Consider the following 15,470-nt stretch of genomic DNA (forward strand, 5'->3'; position numbering starts at 1 on the left):
GTTATGTCACCAGACACCCCGGGAGACCCACCATCGAAACCATCGCATCAGAGCTGAAGGGCACCTTCGCCGCCGTGCCACCCCTCACCGCCTTTATCCGCCTGCTGGCGGCAGCGGTGCTGGGCGGGCTGATCGGGCTGGAGCGCGAGTGGCGCTCCAAACCCGCAGGCCTGCGCACCCACATCCTCGTGGCCCTCGCCGCCTGCCTCTTCATCGTGGTCAGCCAGCAGCTCTCGCAGCTGTCCTTCGGCCCGAAAGACAGCATGAAGGTTGATCCCCTCCGCCTTGTCGAGGCGGTCACGGCGGGCGTGGCCTTCCTCGCCGCAGGCATCATCTTCACCAAGGGCGACACCGTGAAGAATACAACCACGGGCGCCTCCATGTGGCTGGCCGGCGGCATCGGGCTGGCCTGCGGCGCCGGGCAAATGCCACTGGCCGCCATGGCCACCGCCCTCACCGTGGCGGTGCTGTGGATCCTGAAACGCATGGTGCAGGCCAGCGAAGACGCATCCTGATCGCAGGCACAGGCTGCGCGCCGCCTAATCCTACCGGTATTCCGCCCCGATGGTCACGCCGTCAAGCATCGCGCCAACTGCCTCGGGCGTCACTGCCGCGCCCAGCGCCAGAGGCCCGAGCTGCGCCATGCCCAGCCCCTCGGGCGCATCCAGCCGCAGCACAAACCGCCCCTCCGGATGCGGCAAATCGGTAATAAACGCCGCCAACGCCTCCCGCGCACCCGGCTCAAACCGCGCATCCGGCAGGCTCTCCAGCGCCTCCACAGCCGCCGCCTGCAACGCCGCCACCTGCGCCGCTGGCGAAGGCACCTCCGCGCCGTCCGCCTCAGGCACCGGCTGCAAGAGCGCCTGCCCCAATGGCACAAGGAACAGCTGCTCAAACAGCCCGTTGCTCTCCATCTCCAGCTCCAGCGCCATGAGCCGCGTCGTCAACGCCGATTGCTGCATCGCCAGCTGATCCGTCAGGTCCACCCCCGCGATCAGCCCCTCCATCCGCAAACCGTTCGCCCCCGGAAAGTCCCAGCGGACCTCCTCGATCACAACCTCCCGGGTGTCCCGGTCCCACCAAAGGTTGGCGGAGAGGTCCATGCCATCGCCAACGTTGGCCTGCTCCGTCAAAAGCCAGCTCGTCAGAGCATCCCCCGACACAGTAAAAACCGGATGCGCACCGCGCACCTCCAGCTTCACCGCCAGCGGCGGCAGCCCGTAGTCGAGCCGACCCAACCCGCCGATCTGCACCCGGGCCTGCGGCACCAGATAGCCCAGCATGCCCGCCCCGGTCGAAATCCGAACATCCGAATAGGCGCAGCCATTCTCCTGCGCGCCCGAGCCACCGACCTCAACCACGCCGCCAAGGCCCAGCACGTCGGCCCGCTGAAGCAGGCCCGCGCATGCCTCATCCGTCAGACTGTCATAGGTTTGCGCCGCCGCTGCGCCCGGCAGCAGGCAAGCCAGCGCAAGGGCCCGGATCATGCCCCCGCGCCCGTCAGCGCCTCCGCAAAATCCTTCGGATCGAACGCATCCAGATCGTCGATCTTCTCGCCCACGCCAATCGCATGGATCGGCAGGCCAAACTTGTCGGCCAGCGCCACCAGCACCCCGCCCTTTGCGGTGCCGTCAAGCTTGGTCATCACGAGGCCACTCACATCGGCCATCTTCTGGAAGGTCTCCACCTGGCTCAGCGCGTTCTGCCCCGTGGTCGCATCCAGCACCAGCAAGGTGTTATGCGGCGCATCCGGGTCTTTCTTCTTGATGACCCGCACGATCTTGGAAAGCTCCTCCATCAGATCGGCCCGGTTTTGCAACCGCCCGGCGGTGTCGATCATCAACAGGTCTGCCCCGTCTTCTTGCGCCTTGCCCATCGCATCAAAGGCGAGCGAAGCCGGGTCGCTGCCCTCGGGCGCGGTCATCACCGGCACGCCTGCCCGCTCGCCCCACACCTGCAACTGCTCCACCGCCGCCGCGCGGAAGGTGTCGCCCGCGGCGATCACCACGCTCTTTCCGGCGGCCTTGAACTGGCTCGCCAGCTTGCCGATCGTGGTGGTCTTGCCAGAGCCGTTGACGCCCACCACCAGCACCACCTGCGGACGGGTCGGGTAAAGCGGCATCGGGCGGGCCACCGGCTCCATGATCCGCGCAATCTCATCAGCGAGGAACTGCTTGATCTCGGCGGTCGACACTTTCCGCCCGTAGCGCCCTTCGGCCATGTTCGCCGTCACCCGCAGCGCGGTGTCCACGCCCATGTCGGAGGCGATCAACAGCTCTTCGAGGCTCTCCAGCATGTCATCGTCGAGCACCCGCCGCATAACGGGCCCCTCGCCCCGCCCCAGCATCCGCCCGATGAAGCCGGGGCGCTTGGCCGCCACCTCCTCCGCGCGCGGCGCAGGCGGCACCGGGATCGGCGGCAAATCGGGCTCAGGCTCAGGCACCTCGGGCTCGGGCAGATCGGGCTCGGGGATCTCCGGCTCGGGCATGGGCACAGGCGGAACCTCTGGCTCCGGCTCCGGCACGGGCGGCAGATCCGGCTCCACCGGCACCTCTGGCTCAGGCGCAGGCGCGGGCGGCACCTCGGGCAGGTCAGGTTCGGGCAAGTCAGTCCCGCCCCCCACCGGCACCGGCTCCGAAGACGAGCCCGGCTCTGCCCCGGCCCCTTCCGTCACCAAGGCCCCGGCCTCAACGGCCTCCACCTCTTCTACAGCTTCAACAGCCTCCGCCTCGCCGCCATCGGCAACGATCGCCTCAAGCCCCTCATCCAGCTTCGAACTGGATTTGAAGAGCTTGTCCTTGAGCTTCTTGAAAAACGCCATGCGCGCCCCTGATGTGTTCCTCTACCCGACCTAAGGCCTCAACGCCGGTGATGGAAGGGGCCGCGCCCCTCAGAACAGGATGGTAACCGTGGTGCCCTCCGGCCCGCTCTCCACCTGCATTTCCCCTTCGAGGTCACGGACGAAGGCCTCGGTCAGAGCGCGGCCAAGGCCCTTGTGCCCCTCGCTCTCTGCCACCATGCCTCGCCCGGTATCGGCAACCACCAGCCGCCGCTGCCCCTCGGCCTCGTGCAGACGCACCCGCACCTCGCCACTCGCCCCGCCGGGAAAAGCGTGCTTAATCGCATTGGTCACCGTCTCGTTGACAATCAGCCCCAGCTGGATCGCCGACCGGCTCGGCAGACGCATCGCCTCCGCATGTCCGACAATCTCCAACCGCCCCGCCACGCCCAGCGAATCCTGCAGCATCGCAACCAGCTTGGGCAGGTAGTCCTCCGCCGCCACTGTCTCGATCGTTCCAGCCGATTCGAGAAGCGCGTAAAGCCCCGCCACCGCCTCCAGCCGTCCTCTCGCGCGCGCCAGCGCGTCGCTGGTTTCCTCGCTGGAGCCCCGCGCCTCCATCCGCAAGACAGAGGAGATCACCGCAAGGTTGTTCTTCACCCGGTGGCTCAGCTCGGCCAGCAACCTGCGGCTCTGGTCCAGCGCGGCCTCCCGCTCGGCCTGCGCCGTCTCTCGCGCGGTGACGTCGCGAAACAGGATGTAGAATTGCCCCGGGGCCTCGGCGGGCGCGGCGTTGACCTCAAACACCCGGCCCATCGCCACCGAACCCTCTACAAACCCCAGCTTTTCTCCCCCTAGCCCCGCGCGGGCATAGGTCTCGATCCACTGAAACTCCAGCTCCGGCACCATCTCCAGCGCCGTGCGCCCGGTGGCGTCCTTCAGGCCGGTCATCGCTTCGAAATTGCCGTTCACCCGCAAGAAACGGTAGTCCACCGGCGCACCATCGGCGTCTACGAGCATTTCGCACAGGCAGAAGCCGTCGTCGGTCAGCGCCTCGATGGCACCGAAAATATCCGATGTGTCGAACACGTCTTAAAGGGTTCCCTTAAGGCCCGCCCGGGCTGGTTGCACCCATGCTATGCCGAATTTCGCCAAGGGGGCAGCCCCCCATTTTGGTGCGGCGCGGCACCGCCTTTCTCTTGCCACGCCCAAGGCCTATCCTGCGCCCACCTTGGGCCTGTTCTGCGCCCCAACTTCGCCCGGAGCGCCCGATGCCGACCGCCGCCAAATTTGCCCTCGCCACCCTGATGCCGCTGGCGCTGCTGGTGCTTGGCGGCCTGCTGGGCGGGGTCTGGATCGGGGCGGCGCTGGTCTACCTCACCCTGTTTTCCGCCCTGCTCGATCAGGTGCTGCGCTACCTCGGCGCCGCACCGACCCCCACCGCCACACCCGGCCGCTGGGCCGATGCGCTTTCTGCCACGCTGGCGCTGGCGCATTTCCCGCTGCTGGGCCTCGGCATTGCCGCCCTGACCGGCGCCACCGGGCTGCAAGCATGGGAACGCATCGCCACCTTCTTCGCCTTCGGCCTCTTCTTCGGCCAGGTCTCCAACTCGAACGCCCACGAGTTGATCCACCGCTCCGCCCGTCCGCTGCGGGCGCTGGGCCGCTGGGTCTATATTTCGCTGCTCTTCGGCCACCACGCCTCGGCCCACCCCAAGGTGCACCACCGCTACGTCGCCACCCCGGATGACCCCAACTCCGCCCGGCTGAACGAAAGCTACTACCGTTTCGCTGCCCGCGCATGGGTCGGCAGCTTCCGCGCCGGGCTCGCCGCCGAGCGCGAGATGCTGGCACGCGGCGGCAAACCGGCCCTCGCCAACCCCTATATTGAATATATCGCCGGTGCCATCGCCCTGCTTGCCCTCTCGGCCCTCGCCTTCGGCCCTGCCGGGCTGGCCGCGCACATCGGCCTCGCCGCCTATGCCACCGCGCAACTTCTGATGTCCGACTACGTGCAGCACTACGGGCTGCGCCGCGCACGGCAGGCCGATGGCCGCTACACACCCGTGTCAGACGCCCACAGCTGGAACGCGCCCCACGTCTTCTCCTCGCTGATGATGCTTCACGCGCCCCGCCACTCCGATCATCACGCCCACCCAAGCACCCGCTACCCGTCGCTCACCCTGCCCGGTGGCGCGCCAATGCTGCCCGCGCCCCTGCCCGCAATGGCCACGCTGGCCCTGCTGCCCCGCACATGGCGCCGGGTGATGAACCCTCGCGTCGCCCGCCTCACGGCCAAGTCGCCAGAGCCCCCGGCGAATCCGGCGCCCGAGGGCCAGATCGCGCGGGCGTGACAGCCGCGGGCTTTTCCCGCACCGCGCCATCTGCCATTCTGCCGCAAAACAGCAGGCAACCCGGAGACCTCATGCGCCCGATCCTCCTCGCCGCAGCGCTGGCTGCCGCAACCCCCGCCCTGGCCGCCGAGCCGATGTCGGGCAGCGAGTTCGATGCCTATACTCAGGGCCGCACGCTCTATTACAACAACCACGGCACCGCCTACGGGGTGGAAGAATACCTGCCCGGCAACCGGGTGCGCTGGTCGTTTCTCGATGGGCAATGCAAAGAGGGCTACTGGTACGAGTCCGAGCAGTTCATCTGTTTCGTCTACGAGGATCAGCCCGGCGCGCCGCAATGCTGGACCTTCTGGAACGAGCCCGGCGGAATGCGCGCCCTCTTCGAAGATGACCCTTCCGCCACCGAACTCTACGAAGTCACCGATGCCGAAGAACCCATGCTCTGCCTCGGCCCGGATGTCGGGGTCTAACCCGTAGGGTGGGCAATCTGCCCACCACCCCGGCGCCCCAACCGCCCACGCGCAGCGCTGCCTGAAAAGCGCTGCCTAGAACAAGTCGCCCTGCTCCGGCGGCGGCGCCTTTGGGCTGGCCTTCTTCTTCACCGCCCCGCCGCCCGGCACCATCCGCCCATCGGCAAACTGAATCTCCAGCGGCCCCACCGCCGCCTTCGCCCGCGCCGCGCTTGTGACCACCTCGTCGCCCTCGCGCACCACGGCAAACCCGCGCTTCAGCGTTTCCTCATAGCCGAGCGAGCCCAGCAGGCGCGAAAGGCTCTCCAGCTTGCGCGCCCGCGCCTCGCCCTGCCCGCGCTGCGCCGCCTCAAGCCGGGCGGCGAGGCTGGCCACCCGCTCACCGGCCCGCGCCGTGCGATCTGTCACCAGCGCCGGGCGCAGCCGCTCGGCCCGCGCCGCCAGCCGCTCCCGCGCCCGCGCCGCCGTGCGTGAAAGCTCCGGCCCCAGCCGCGCCCCCAACCGCTCCGCCCGCTCCCGCCGTTGGGCAATCCCGGCCCGCACCGCGCCGGGCCGCAGCCCCGCTGCCGCCTCACTGAGCGCCCCGCGCTTTTTCAGTACCGCCGTGCGCAGCGCCGCTGGCAGCCGTTCGGCCCATTGATCCAGCCTCTGCTGCGCCCCGCCCAGCACAACCTCGGGCCTCGGCAGCGCGCGGCCAAGGTCGGTCAGCCGCTGCCGCCGCCCGCGCACACTTTCCGAAACCGCCCGGCGCAGCCGCCCGCCCAAGCCATCCACCGCCGCCATCAACTCCAGCCGCACCGGCACCGCCATCTCTGCGGCGGCGGTCGGCGTCGGGGCGCGGCGGTCGGCGGCGTGGTCGATCAGCGTCGTGTCCGTCTCATGCCCCACCGCCGAAATCAGCGGAATCTCCGAGGCGGCAGCGGCGCGTACCACCTCCTCCTCGTTGAACCCCCAGAGGTCTTCAATCGAGCCCCCGCCCCGCGCCACAATAATCAGGTCTGGCCGTGGCAGCGCACCCCCCGGCGTCATCGCGTTGAACCCGGCAATCGCGCGAGCCACATCCGGCGCGCAGGCCTTGCCCTGCACGGCAACGGGCCACACCAGCACCTTGCGCGGAAACCTGTCACTCAGCCGGTGCAGAATATCGCGGATCACGGCACCTTGCGGCGATGTCACCACGCCAATGATCTCCGGCAAAAACGGCAACGCCCGCTTGCGCTCGGGCGCAAACAGCCCCTCGGCGGCCAGCGCCTTTTTGCGCTTCTCCAGCATCGCCATCAACGCGCCCACACCGGCAACGGCAACCTCGGTGGCATTCATCTGATACTTCGACTGGCTGGCAAAGGTGGTCAGCTTGCCATAGGCCACCACCTCCATCCCCTCCTCGGGGATCACGCTGAGGCCCGCCACCTGCCCCTTCCAACTGGTGCAGGCCAGCACGCTCCGGTCATCCTTGAGGTCGAAGTACAAATGCCCAGACCGCGCCCGCACCACGCGCCCCACTTCGCCCTTCACCCGCACATAGCCAAACTCACCCTCCACCACGCGCTTCACCGCACCCGAAAGTTCGGAAACCGTGAACTCGGGCGCATTGCCGCCGGGGGTCGGATCGTCGATCAGGTCCATGTCGCGTTGCCTTCGCTGCTCTTGTGCTGCTCGTCGCCCAACCTTAGAACGCCCCCGAAGCAAGGCCAAGGGAGCCCTCCCCATGAACATTCTCATCCTCGGAAGCGGCGGGCGCGAGCATTCCCTCGCCTGGGCCATCCAGCAAAACCCAAAATGTGACAGGCTGATCGTTGCGCCCGGCAACGCCGGAATCGAGGCGATGTGCGAATGCGCCGCGCTGGATATCGAAGACGGCCTCGCCGTGGCCGAGTTCTGCCATGAGAACACCGTCGATTTCGTGGTGATCGGCCCCGAGGCCCCGCTGGCCGCTGGCGTGGCCGACCATCTGCGCGCCGCTGGCATCCTCACCTTCGGCCCCTCCGCAGAGGCCGCCCAGCTCGAAGCCTCCAAGAAGTTCACCAAGCAGGTCTGCGACGCTGCGCATATCCCCACCGCCGGCTGGTGCTCCTTCACCTCCGCCGCCCCCGCGCGGGAGTATATCGAGGCCGTGGGCGCGCCTCGCGTCATCAAGGCCGATGGGCTGGCTGCCGGCAAGGGCGTGGTCGTGGCGATGGACGAGGCCACCGCGCTGGCCGCCATCGACGATGTTTTCTCCGGCGCCTTCGGTGACGCGGGGGCCGAGGTGGTGATCGAAGATTTCATGACCGGCGAAGAGGCCAGCCTCTTCGTGCTCTGTGACGGTGAACACGTGCTGCCCGTCGGCACCGCGCAAGACCACAAGCGCGTTGGCGAGGGCGACGAGGGCCCCAACACCGGCGGCATGGGCGCCTACTCCCCCGCCCCGATCCTCGACGCGGCAGTGATGGCCAAGGTGATGGACCAAATCGTCACCCCCACCGTCACCGAGATGGCGCGGCGCGGCACGCCCTACCAAGGGGTGCTCTACGTGGGTCTGATGATCGAAGACGGCGAGCCCGCGCTGGTCGAGTACAACGCCCGCTTCGGCGACCCCGAATGTCAGGTGCTGATGATGCGCCTCGGCGCGCAGGTGCTCGACCTGCTGCTTGCCACCGCCGAGGGGCGGCTCTCCGAGGCGCAGGTGAACTGGGCCGACGATCACGCGATGACGGTGGTGCTCGCCACCACGGGCTATCCCGGCAGCTACCCCAAGGGCTCGGTGATCGGCGGGCTCGACGGCTTGCCACAGACCTCCACCCAAATGGTCTTCCACGCGGGCACCACTCTGGTAGATGGCAAGGTCACAGCCACCGGCGGGCGCGTGCTCAACGCCACCGCACGGGGCGAAACCCTCGCAGAAGCCCGCGAGCGTGCCTATGCGCTGGCCGAGGCTGTCGACTGGCCCGAAGGCTTCTATCGTAAAGACATCGGCTGGCGCGCCCTCTGACGCGCCACCGTCATCCTCGGGCCCACCCCGAGGATCTCTTCCCGCTCACGAGCAACGGCAAGCAGCGGACCCTTCGCAACCCGTTACCCCAACGCGCCGCACATATAACGGGAAATCTTGCGCCCACTGTGCGCAGATCACGTATGCATCACTTGTGCATAGGAAGTGCATAAGATGTTGCGGTGGTATTATTTGCCGTAGCGGCCCCAACCGGGCCAAATCTTAACGGCACGTCAGGGCCGTCTCAAAGCTCTCCGGCCCCTCGATCGGCCCGAAGTATTGCCCCTGCATCCGGCCGTCGACCATACGGAACCTGACCAGCCTCTTCCAGTCTGCATCGGCCAACACCAGTTCGGGTTGATCGCCGCATTCGCGCAACCCGCCAAAGATCTCCGACTCTCCGAACCGATGGTTCGTCACCCCGTTTACACTCGTGACCTCGTAAAAGTCGCCATCGGAATAACGCCATATTCTCAGTATCTTGGCCAGATGCGGACGGTCGACAAAGGCAACCTCTATATTGCCGTCGCCGTCCAGGTCGGCAGCCGCCAGCGGAGCCGCCCATCTATGCCGCGTGCCGATGAATGGTGTGGCCGCAACGAAGGCAGGCTTGCCCTCGTTCAAGCCGATCACCAGCAACCGCGCGCCCAGTTCCATATGGCTCTGCATCACCACGACCTCGGGCTTCCCGTCGCCGGTCACATCCCAGAGCCTCGGCGCAACATCCTCATATACAAGGTTTTCCTCGGCATTCAGCTCATAGGTCAGGCTCGCGCTGCCCGAGAAGATCCCGCCCTCCGAGCCGACCCTTCGGCCAATTTCGAGCACAAGCGACAGATACTCACCCTCCGCCCCCAGTGCCCCATGTCCATACTTGTCGGTCGGGTTGCGCAGCTCGGCCGAGAGGAACTCCTGCGCCTGTCCCGCAGCGCTGCCGCACAGCAAGATTGCCCCCCCGCAGGCGACCGCCCGCAGCATTTTACCAATCGTCAGGAATTTGCGCCAATCTCGCTGAAACCGGCGCACGGGCTCAAATCTGCTTTTCGGGCATCTGCACAACCAGCCCGTCCAGATCGTCCGTCACCTTGATCTGGCAGGTCAGGCGCGACCGCTCCGCATCGGGCTCGAAGGCAAAATCGAGCATGTCCTCTTCCATCGCCTCGCGGCCCGGAAGTTTCTCGACCCATTCGGGCGCAACATAAACATGGCAGGTCGAGCAGGCGCAGGCCCCGCCGCAATCGGCATCAATGCCCGGAATGCCGTTGTCGCGCGCGCCCTCCATGACGGTCATGCCAGTGGCGACCTCAACTTCATGCTTGGTGCCGTTGTGCTCGATATAGGTGATCTTGGCCATGTGCCGCTCCGATTTGCCTGCTTCGGCCCATTTACCGGATCGGCCGGGGAGATTCCAGCATTGCCGAAACCTGCAATTTGTTCTATATTTGTTCTCATGCCCCCTCCTCCCGACTGGCCCCGCCCGCCCCGCGCCATCCCCGCCGCCCTGCTGGACCGCCCGCCCACCGGCGCGCGCGTGACCGTGGCCGGGCTGGTGCTGGTGCGCCAGAGGCCAGGCACCGCCAAGGGGGTGATCTTCATCACGCTCGAGGATGAAACCGGCACCTGCAACGTGGTGGTCTGGGCCAAGACCTACGAGCGCTTCCGCCGCGCCGTGATCGCCGGGCGCCTGCTGCGGGTGACGGGGCGCATCCAGCGCGAGCAGGAGGTGGTGCATATCGTGGCCGAGCAGATCGAGGATATCTCCGCCCTGCTCGACACCCTGCTCGCGCCGCCCCCCGCCCCCTCTGCCTCGGCGCAGCCCCCTGTTGCAAAAGGGGCGCAAGACCCCGCCCCTCGCCCCGCCCTCCCCGCGCCCGGGCTATGAGACACACCGCTCCCGCGCTACTCTGCGCCAAACGCGGCCCGCAAGAGAGCCCAGAGCAGTGACACGACCCAACACCAAACGCCGCCCCCTCGGGGCCGTCCTCGCCGCCTGCGGTGCGCTTGCGCTCGCCGCCTGCGTCTCACCGCCCGAGGTGCAGCGGCGCTCCGCCCCAGCCACCATCGTCACCCAAGCCGAAGCGCCGCCCAGCGCCACGCCCGGCTCCTGCTGGGACAAGGAAACCACGCCCCCCGAAACCGTCACCGTCATCGTGCCAACGCTGGTGCAACCGGCCCAGCTGACCGCCACCGGCGAGGTCATCAGCCCGCCGATCTACCGCCGGGCACCGCAAGAGCAGATCACCAAGCCCGCCGTCCAGCGCTGGTTTGAAACGCCCTGCTCCGATGAGCTAACACCCGAATATATCTCCAGCCTCCAGCGCGCCCTCGCCGTCCGCGGCCATTACAATGGCCCCGTGACCGGCAAGCTCGACACCCGCACCCGCCGCGCCATCCGCAGCTTCCAGCAGCCCCAAGGGCTGGACAGCGACACGCTCTCCCTCGCCGCCGCCCGCGTCCTCGGCCTCGCCCCGGCCCTTCTGCCGCAGGCCGATACCGCGCCCGAGGGTTGAAGCCGCCGCCCCTTCCTGCATATCTCCTCTGGAGAACAACGCAGGAGCAGCCCGATGAAATCCCCCGCCTTCGACGCCGCCGCCGCCCCTTCCGGCGGCAAGAACCTCGGCGACCTCCCCGAGTGGGATCTCTCCGATCTCTACACCGCCGAAGATGCCCCCGAGCTGACCCGCGATCTTGAATGGCTCGCCAAGGAATGCCCCGCCTTCGCCGCCGACTACGAAGGCAAGCTGCATACCCTGAGCCCCGAGCAGATGCTCGAAGTGGTCAACCGCTACGAGGCGATCGACCGCATCGCCGGGCGCATCATGTCCTTCGCCGGTCTGCGCTACTACCAGCTCACCGTCGATCCGGGCCGCGCCCAATTCATGGGCAACATGCAGCAGCAGATCACCGACATCATGTCCTCGCTGGTGTTCTTTTCGCTGGAGCTGAACCGCGTCGATGATGCCACCTATGAGGCATGGTTCACCGGCTCCGAAGAGCTCGCCCGTTACAAGCCCGTGTTCGACCGGATGCGCGCCCTCAAGCCCTACCAGCTCTCGGACGAGCTGGAAAAATTCCTGCACGATCAATCCACTGTCGGCGCCGCCGCATGGAACCGCCTGTTTGATGAAACCGTCGCCGGCCTCGAATTCGAGGTCAACGGCGAGGTGCTGGGCATGGAAGGCATCGCCAACCTGCTGTCTGATCAAAACCGCGACACCCGCGAAGCCGCAGCGCGTGAAATCGCCTCCGTCCTCACCGACAACCTCTCCATTTTCTCCCGCGTCCACAACACGCTGGCGAAGGAGAAGGCCATCGAGGACAAGTGGCGCAAGATGCCCACGCCGCAAACCGGTCGCCACCTCTCCAACCACGTCGAACCCGAGGTGGTGCAGGCCCTCCGCGATGCCGTCGTCGCCGCCTACCCCCGCCTGTCGCACCGCTACTACGAGCTGAAGCGCGGCTGGCTCGGCCTCGACAAGATGCAGGTCTGGGATCGCAACGCCCCCCTGCCGATGGAGAGCGAAAAGATCGTCAACTGGGACGAAGCCAAGACCACCGTGCTCGACGCTTACGCCGGTTTCGATCCGGAAATGGCCAAGATCGCAGAGCCCTTCTTCACCAAGGGCTGGATCGACGCCGAAGTGAAACCCGGCAAGGCCCCCGGCGCCTTCGCCCACCCCACGGTGACAAACGTGCACCCCTACGTGATGCTGAACTACCTCGGCAAACCGCGTGACGTGATGACCCTCGCCCACGAACTCGGCCACGGCGTCCACCAGGTGCTCGCCGCCGAGCAGGGCGAACTGCTTTCCAGCACCCCGCTGACGCTGGCCGAAACCGCTTCGGTCTTCGGTGAAATGCTCACCTTCCGCAAACTCCTCGCCGCGGCCAAGGACGACGCCGAGCGCAAGGTCATGCTGGCCGGCAAGGTGGAAGACATGATCAACACGGTGGTCCGCCAGATCGCCTTCTACGACTTCGAATGCAAACTCCACGCCGCCCGCGCGGAAGGCGAGCTGACCCCCGACCAGATCAACGAGATCTGGATGTCCGTGCAGGGCGAAAGCCTCGGCCCGGCCTTCGAATTCATGGAAGGCTACGAGACCTTCTGGGCCTACATTCCCCACTTCGTCCACTCGCCCTTCTACGTCTACGCCTACGCCTTCGGCGATGGCTTGGTGAACGCGCTTTACGCCGCATACGAAGAGGGCGACGCCGACTTCCAAGCTAAGTATTTCGACATGCTGAAGGCAGGCGGCTCCAAGCACCACAAAGAGCTCCTCGCCCCCTTCGGCCTCGACGCCTCCGACCCTGCCTTCTGGGACAAGGGCCTGTCGATGATCGAAGGCTTCATCGACGAGTTGGAAGCGATGGAGGGCTAAGCGCCCTAGGGACGGCGGGTGGAGCGATGCGCGCCAGCGCGAGCGTTACCCGCCGTCCCTACTCCACCGAAATCTCCGTCTCGATCACCCCCGTCACCGCCCGGCAATTGCCGGTATCGGTCGCTGAGGAGATGATCGGACGAAAGCACAGCTCCGCTTCAAAGGTCGCCACCAGCCGCCCGTAGCTGCCCCATACCTCCAATTCCACGATATCCACCTGCGCTGGCTTTCCCGCATTACGGCTCGTCCAAAACGGCCCGCCCATGCCCTCGGGCACATGCATCACGTCAACTGAAAGCGGCACCGCCCCCGGCGTGAACGGCCCTTCGTAGCGCACATCCAAGCTGAACACATCGCGCGTGCTGAAGCTCGGCCCCGGGTGGCCTTGCACGCGCAGCTCCGTCAGTCGCGCGCCCTGCTCAAAGCTCGCCGTCGCCACCTGCCGCCCGCCCTGCGTCATGGTGATGGTAAACCACTGCTTCGCCTCCCCCGCGACAAAGGCCGTGATCCGGCCCAGCTCCTCGGCGGAGGCAGGCAGGGGCAGCAGCAGAGCCACGATCAGGGCGCGGGCCGGGTTTTTCATGCCGCCAGCTTGCCCGCCCTCCCCACGGCCGGTCAAACGCCCTAGGGTGGGGCAAAGCGGCCATCGCCGCCCTGTTTACAGTTTAAGAAGAATTGGAGGCTAAGATGAAGATCACGCGGGCCACAGAGCAACCCTCGGGCACCGGCCCGGCAGACTACTTCACCGGCGCGGTCCGGCAAGACAACCGCCACACCCCGGAAGAGGGCGCCTCGGCAGGTGCGGTGATCGTCACCTTCGAGCCCGGCGCACGCACCGCATGGCACACCCATCCGCGCGGGCAGTTGCTGATCGTGACGGCAGGCCTTGGCTGGGTGCAGCGCGAAGGCGGCCCGAAGGAAGAGATCGCCCCGGGCGACAAGATCTGGTTCGAACCGGGCGAGAAACACTGGCACGGCGCCCGCGACACCCACGCGATGACCCATGTGGCCATCCACGAGGTCGTAAACGGCTCCAACGTCGACTGGCTGGAGCATGTAAGTGACGCCGATTATCTCGGCTGATGAAGAGCCACGACCGGTCGCCTCGCTCCGCTCGGCGGGCCGGGCTCTTCGCTTCGCTCATCGCCCGAACCGGCGGAACTGGCCCGGCCCTAGCAGCGTGCCCTCAATCCAGCTCGGTCCACGGCCAAGGCTTCACCTCACTGGCGGCCACCAGATAGCGCGCCGCCTTGGCCAGCCAGATGCCGAGGCTCTCGCCAAAATCGGCAAGGCGCGGGTTTGGCTCACCCTTGTTGATAAGAAGCACCACAAATTGCACCAGCGTGGCCACCCCGAGCACGGTCATCGCGACCTGAATCATCAAGCCAATCAACACCATATGCACCAGCCGCATCAGCAGCCCGTCCTTCTGGGCGGCCTCCTGCGGCCCGTGCATGCGCCCCTCGAAGCGCTCGTCATCGGAGGGGCGCGTCACCCCCGGCCTCCCTTGGCATAGACCGCATCAATCAGCGCCTGCGTGCCCTTGGCGTCCTCAAGCGACCACGGATACTCCGTCCCCTCGCGCACGGTCTTCCCGAAGTTCTCCACCTGCAACACATACTGGTTGATGCCGGGAAACCGCTCGATCCGGCGGCCCATGCCCTCCTGATGCAGCTCCACCTCAGCCTGATCGAAGACATTGGCGTTGAACGGCGCGGTGAGGCGGATCACCCCCTCGGTGCCGTGAAAGCTCATGTGCTGCCACGGATGCATCCGCATGGAATTGACCCAATGCGCGGTGCAGCTCGGGAAGCGCGCCGCAACCCGCGCCACCACATCCACACCCGCCTCGAAGGTGAGGTCGGCATGGATGATCTCCTCGGGCTCCTCGCCCAGCATCCAACGCGTTGATCCGTAGGTATAAACCCCGATGTCCGGAATGCCGCCGCCCCCCTTGGAGGCGTCGTTGCGGATGTTGGCCATGTCGGGGTTGTTGTAGGTAAACACGCCATCCACATGCACCAGATCGCCAATCGCCCCATCGCGCAGCATCGCCCGGGCGCGCTGCCACTGGGAGTGGTGCACGATCATATAGGCCTCTGTGGCAAGCAACCCGGTGGCGTCGCGCTTGGCAATCAATGCGTCGATCTCGCCCGCCTCCATGGCGATGGGCTTCTCGGTCAGCACATGCTTGCCCGCGTCCATCGCCTTCAGCGTCCATTCCACATGCAGATGGTTCGGGAGTGGAACGTAAACCGCATCAATCCCCGGATCAGCCAGCAGCGCGTCATAGCTCTCGTGCACCTTCAAACCGGGGCAAAACGCCTTGAACGGCTCGGCCTTCGCGGCACTCGACGTCGCCAGCGCCACCAGCTCCGCCCCTTCGGCGGCATGGATCGCGCGGCCCATGTGTTGAAGCGCAAAGTTGGCAGCGCCGAGGATGCCCCAGCGAAGTGGTTCGGTTGTCATGGCAAATCTCCCGGTGTCCCTGTTAGCGCCAACGCTAACGGCAGC

The 15,470-nt window shown here is 66.7% G+C and carries 17 protein-coding genes; 8 read left to right on the top strand and 9 right to left on the bottom strand.

Annotated features, from left to right (window positions below):
- The first annotated feature begins 74 nt into the window (after positions 1 to 74).
- Positions 75 to 515, top strand: a complete 441-nt coding sequence (locus tag FHY55_RS14820; RefSeq protein WP_254695328.1) for an MgtC/SapB family protein — start codon at positions 75 to 77, stop codon at positions 513 to 515.
- A 30-nt stretch (positions 516 to 545) separates the two neighbouring features.
- On the opposite strand, the gene FHY55_RS14825 is transcribed toward FHY55_RS14820, so the two are convergent.
- From FHY55_RS14825 to FHY55_RS14835, 3 genes are all read right to left on the bottom strand, one after another.
- Positions 546 to 1,487, bottom strand: a complete 942-nt coding sequence (locus FHY55_RS14825) for a hypothetical protein (RefSeq protein ID WP_140014933.1) — start codon at positions 1,485 to 1,487, stop codon at positions 546 to 548.
- Positions 1,484 to 2,821: a signal recognition particle-docking protein FtsY gene (gene ftsY, locus FHY55_RS14830; protein WP_140014934.1), complete on the bottom strand. Its 1,338-nt coding sequence runs from the start codon at positions 2,819 to 2,821 to the stop codon at positions 1,484 to 1,486. The genes FHY55_RS14825 and ftsY overlap by 4 nt, the downstream gene beginning before the upstream one ends.
- A gap of 69 nt (positions 2,822 to 2,890) precedes the next feature.
- Positions 2,891 to 3,868: a sensor histidine kinase gene (locus FHY55_RS14835; RefSeq protein WP_140014935.1), complete on the bottom strand. Its 978-nt coding sequence runs from the start codon at positions 3,866 to 3,868 to the stop codon at positions 2,891 to 2,893.
- 182 nt (positions 3,869 to 4,050) lie between these two features.
- Here FHY55_RS14835 and FHY55_RS14840 point away from each other — a divergent pair, with 182 nt between their 5' ends.
- Positions 4,051 to 5,133, top strand: coding sequence for an alkane 1-monooxygenase (locus tag FHY55_RS14840; RefSeq protein WP_140014936.1), 1,083 nt, complete (start codon positions 4,051 to 4,053; stop codon positions 5,131 to 5,133).
- A 71-nt stretch (positions 5,134 to 5,204) separates the two neighbouring features.
- Complete coding sequence (locus FHY55_RS14845; RefSeq protein WP_140014937.1) at positions 5,205 to 5,603, top strand: hypothetical protein; 399 nt, start codon at positions 5,205 to 5,207, stop codon at positions 5,601 to 5,603.
- A 75-nt stretch (positions 5,604 to 5,678) separates the two neighbouring features.
- Here the strand turns inward: FHY55_RS14845 and xseA are convergent, their stop codons facing one another.
- Positions 5,679 to 7,229 (bottom strand): exodeoxyribonuclease VII large subunit, encoded by a 1,551-nt coding sequence (xseA, locus tag FHY55_RS14850; protein ID WP_140014938.1) that lies wholly within the window; start codon positions 7,227 to 7,229, stop codon positions 5,679 to 5,681.
- Between the two features lie 82 nt (positions 7,230 to 7,311).
- On the opposite strand from xseA, the gene purD reads away from it, so the two are divergent.
- Positions 7,312 to 8,574 (top strand): phosphoribosylamine--glycine ligase, encoded by a 1,263-nt coding sequence (gene purD / locus FHY55_RS14855; RefSeq protein WP_140014939.1) that lies wholly within the window; start codon positions 7,312 to 7,314, stop codon positions 8,572 to 8,574.
- A 222-nt stretch (positions 8,575 to 8,796) separates the two neighbouring features.
- Here the strand turns inward: purD and FHY55_RS14860 are convergent, their stop codons facing one another.
- Both FHY55_RS14860 and FHY55_RS14865 read right to left on the bottom strand, forming a co-directional pair.
- Positions 8,797 to 9,519, bottom strand: coding sequence for an FG-GAP-like repeat-containing protein (locus FHY55_RS14860; RefSeq protein WP_168223022.1), 723 nt, complete (start codon positions 9,517 to 9,519; stop codon positions 8,797 to 8,799).
- An 85-nt stretch (positions 9,520 to 9,604) separates the two neighbouring features.
- A complete protein-coding gene (locus tag FHY55_RS14865; protein WP_140014941.1) occupies positions 9,605 to 9,928 on the bottom strand; it encodes a 2Fe-2S iron-sulfur cluster-binding protein in 324 nt (107 codons plus the stop codon).
- 96 nt (positions 9,929 to 10,024) lie between these two features.
- On the opposite strand from FHY55_RS14865, the gene FHY55_RS14870 reads away from it, so the two are divergent.
- From FHY55_RS14870 to FHY55_RS14880, 3 genes are read left to right on the top strand one after another with little or no spacing between them, the layout of a single operon-like run.
- Positions 10,025 to 10,456 (top strand): OB-fold nucleic acid binding domain-containing protein, encoded by a 432-nt coding sequence (locus tag FHY55_RS14870; protein ID WP_140014942.1) that lies wholly within the window; start codon positions 10,025 to 10,027, stop codon positions 10,454 to 10,456.
- A gap of 58 nt (positions 10,457 to 10,514) precedes the next feature.
- Positions 10,515 to 11,084, top strand: coding sequence for a peptidoglycan-binding protein (locus FHY55_RS14875; protein ID WP_254695329.1), 570 nt, complete (start codon positions 10,515 to 10,517; stop codon positions 11,082 to 11,084).
- Between the two features lie 54 nt (positions 11,085 to 11,138).
- Positions 11,139 to 12,956: a M3 family oligoendopeptidase gene (locus FHY55_RS14880; protein WP_140014943.1), complete on the top strand. Its 1,818-nt coding sequence runs from the start codon at positions 11,139 to 11,141 to the stop codon at positions 12,954 to 12,956.
- Positions 12,957 to 13,014: 58 nt separating this feature from the next.
- Here FHY55_RS14880 and FHY55_RS14885 read toward each other — a convergent pair whose 3' ends face one another.
- Positions 13,015 to 13,539, bottom strand: coding sequence for a hypothetical protein (locus FHY55_RS14885; protein ID WP_140014944.1), 525 nt, complete (start codon positions 13,537 to 13,539; stop codon positions 13,015 to 13,017).
- Positions 13,540 to 13,643: 104 nt separating this feature from the next.
- Here FHY55_RS14885 and FHY55_RS14890 point away from each other — a divergent pair, with 104 nt between their 5' ends.
- Entirely contained in the window at positions 13,644 to 14,039 is a 396-nt protein-coding gene (locus tag FHY55_RS14890) for a cupin domain-containing protein (protein WP_140014945.1), read from the top strand.
- 103 nt (positions 14,040 to 14,142) lie between these two features.
- Here the strand turns inward: FHY55_RS14890 and FHY55_RS14895 are convergent, their stop codons facing one another.
- Both FHY55_RS14895 and FHY55_RS14900 read right to left on the bottom strand, forming a co-directional pair.
- On the bottom strand, positions 14,143 to 14,451 hold the full coding sequence (locus FHY55_RS14895) for a DUF4389 domain-containing protein (protein WP_254695330.1): 309 nt from the start codon (positions 14,449 to 14,451) through the stop codon (positions 14,143 to 14,145).
- A complete protein-coding gene (locus tag FHY55_RS14900) occupies positions 14,448 to 15,425 on the bottom strand; it encodes a Gfo/Idh/MocA family protein (RefSeq protein WP_140014946.1) in 978 nt (325 codons plus the stop codon). The genes FHY55_RS14895 and FHY55_RS14900 overlap by 4 nt, the downstream gene beginning before the upstream one ends.
- Positions 15,426 to 15,470: the final 45 nt, after the last annotated feature.

The organism is Oceanicola sp. D3 (assembly GCF_006351965.1).
GTDB lineage: Bacteria > Pseudomonadota > Alphaproteobacteria > Rhodobacterales > Rhodobacteraceae > Vannielia.